This is a genomic window from Streptomyces sp. NPDC037290, assembly GCF_055603245.1.
On the sequence record NZ_JBVJVZ010000099.1, the window covers coordinates 1 to 3,086 of the forward strand.

The 3,086-nt window shown below is 68.8% G+C and carries 1 protein-coding gene; it reads right to left on the reverse strand.

The genetic code is table 11. The features are described 5' to 3' along the window. Positions 1-154: 154 nt before the first annotated feature. Entirely contained in the window at positions 155-2,668 is a 2,514-nt protein-coding gene (locus ACZ7HQ_RS45055; protein WP_471003328.1) for a helicase associated domain-containing protein, read from the reverse strand. Between the last annotated feature and the right edge of the window lie 418 nt (positions 2,669-3,086).

Consider the following 3,086-nt stretch of genomic DNA (forward strand, 5'->3'; position numbering starts at 1 on the left):
CACCAACCCAAGGGCGCGGACGGGAGAACCACCGGGGCGTTCCAGAATTCTGGAACGCCCCCGGCAGCCGGGCCTCACCCGGGATCCCACCCGCACACCAGAACGATGCACGGCCTGACCCGCCGTCAGAAGAGACACCAGCGTCAAGCCCGCTTCAGGACGGCCGCCCGGCCGCTGCCCATTCCAGCCCCAACCCGGCCAGCCGCTGGAGCTGCTCGCCGGTGAGTGTGGCCCGGCGGCTTTTCACGTTCGACAGCCATACTCCGAGCCGCACGGACGTCCCGTCGGGCATTTCCTCACTCCAGGACCGCGCGACTACCACCGTCCTCTCCCGGGCCGCGTACTGGGCGAGCGCGGCGATACCCCGCTCGAACGCCCCGGCCCGCGCACCGCCCGTCGCCCGCCGCGGCCGTGCCTTCCCCCCGACGGCCTCGGTGGCCGGTTTCTCGGGCGGCCGGACGCCGAGCTGGACCAGGCGCTCGCGCTGCGCCGCGGCCAGCCGCTCCCACCCATCCTGCTGGGCGGCCAGCCACGCGCCGACGTCGAGCCCGTTCACCATCGCTCCGGGCTGCACATGTCCGAGCACGCTCCCGGGAGCGACAAGGCCCTTCAGGGCGGCGTAGTGGCGCTGCCAGTCGATGGGCCAGTCCGGGTTCCAGTCCGGGTCGATCGCGGCCAGCGCCGCCGCACGCCGCCGCGCCCGCGCCTGGTCCTTCCCGAGCCCGTTCTTCTTCCGGGCGTTGGCCAGCCACTGCCCCACCGGCCGGTCCATCATCATGGCCGTCACCGGCGCCGCGAGAGTCCCGTACGCGGCGAAGTACGCCTTCGCCGCACCGAGGTTCTCCTCCCACGCCGCATCCGCCGGATCCCACACGATGCCGAGCGCCTCCAGGTCCTCCGCCCGACCGGGAAGCATCGTCCCCGCCCGCATCGCCCTCCGCTGATCCGACAGCCACCGCCCCAGCGGAAACCCGCCTTCACCCCGCTCGTCCCCACCCTCCACGTGCTGGTACGGCACCGCGAGGTCACCCTCCCGCTCCCGGTACGCGACCGCCGCCCGGTGCCCTGCCCGCCAGTTCGCGTGTTCCGGCTCGATCAGGTTGTACTCCACCATCCGCGCCACCAACACCGGATCGCGATGCACCCCGAACCGCAGCAGCAACCGCTGCTCCTCCTCGTCATCACTCTCCGGTGCCTCACCGAGCCACGGCGACATTGGTTTCGTCCGGTGCAGGTCCTCCGACGGGATAGCGAGCATTTCCACTGCACGCTCATCATGCGCCCGCAACCCGGAAAGGACCTTCAGCAATGGCCTATACGATGCCGAATACGGCATGTCTTCCGGAGTTTCATCCGGCCCAAGAAATACCGGCACGATCAGCGTCGCCAATTTGTCCTGACCGGGCTTTTGCCGAAGCGCCCGGCCGATAGCCTGGACGATATCCACCGCCGATCCCTTCGGGTCGATCAGGGCGACGGAATCCACGCTCGGGCAGTCGACCCCTTCACCGAGAACCCGGCAGTTCGACATCACCGCCCGCCCGGCCCGCGCCCCGAACTGGTGCAGATTCTCCGCCCGTTCCTCCGGCTCGTGCTCACCCGACAGCCACCCCGACCACACCTCCCGGGGGTGCCGCTCCGGGTCGGCCGCGTGCAGCCGAACCGCCCCCCACCCCCACCCGACCGAGAACGCCTGCGCCTCGATCGTCCGGTGGTGGAAGGTGATGCACCGCTGAAGCCCGTGCTCCGCCATCGTCTCCAGCAACGCCGCCTGCAACACCGCCAGGCGCTCACCGCGTACGTGCTCCTCGAACCGCTCCTCCCCATACAGCTTCTCCAGGGTCAGCCGCTCGTCCCGCAGCTCCACCACCACGATCTGATACCGCGCCAGCAGGCCCCGCGCGATCGCGTCCGAGAGATCCAGGGCCCACAGAACCGGCCCGTAGATCCGCTCGTCCGACATCGAGCAGGCCAGTTCCTTCGGCAGCCGGTCCACCGGCCTGCGCCCATCACCCGGCGCCACCGCCTCACCCGGCGCCACCGCCTCACCCTTCCGGCTCCAGCGAGGCCGGGGCCGCTCCATCCAGATCCGCGGTGTCGCCGTCAGATACAGCCGGCGCATCGCGGGCAGCTGCTCCTGGTCGTGGACGACCGCCCACGCCTTCCCGAGCGAGCCGCTGGTCCGGTGGGCCTCGTCCACACAGATCAGGTCCCACACGTCCATCGGAAGCCCGTACGCACCCTCATGAGCCTCGACCAGGACCGGCAGCGACGCGTACGTCGCGAACACCGTCACCGGCCCACCGCCGTAGTGCAGCGCCAACTGCGGAGCGTTCGTCGTCGACGGCACCCGCAAGTCGTACAGACGCGGATCGGCATCCATCGAACACACCGCCACCATCGGCCCCGAACGCCCAAAAGCCCGCCACTCCCGCACCGTCTGCGCCAACAACTCCAGCGTCGGAAGAAGAACCAGAACCCTCCCACGCGGAGAAATACGCTGCGCCGCACCAGCCGCAATGAACGTCTTTCCCGTGCCGCACGCCGCGTGCACCTGACCCCGCAGACCATTCTTCGGAATACGATGTCCAGGCCGGATTTCCAGCCCGGCGACAATGGCTTCTACCGCTTCCGCCTGATGCGGGAAAAGCGTAATTTCACCGGTCATGACGAGAGATCTCCAGATCCCAGGGACGGGGGTAACTGTTCACTCGTGATCCTACCCGTGCATCACTTGATGCACGATGCAGATGCATCACGATGCATCACATCGGCTGACAGTTGCCTGTTTCCATCCATCTCATGGCCGGACAGCGTGCTAAGGTGCAAGAGCAGCGACCGTCACGCCGCTTACACGCGGCTCACCACTCAGCGTTGAGCACCCGTCAGGCGAGGGGCTTTTCGGCATCACCCTGACGGGCATGCAGAGCGGGGCCGGCCCCAGGGGGGTGGTAGCTACAGGTTCGGGATCCTACCCGCAGAAACAGGTGATACATCGCCACACTTTGCCGTAGCCAGCCCGGCGAAGCCGGTAGGCGGGAGCGCAGCGGACGCCGGGTCACGGAGCGAAGCGGAGAGACCCCCGG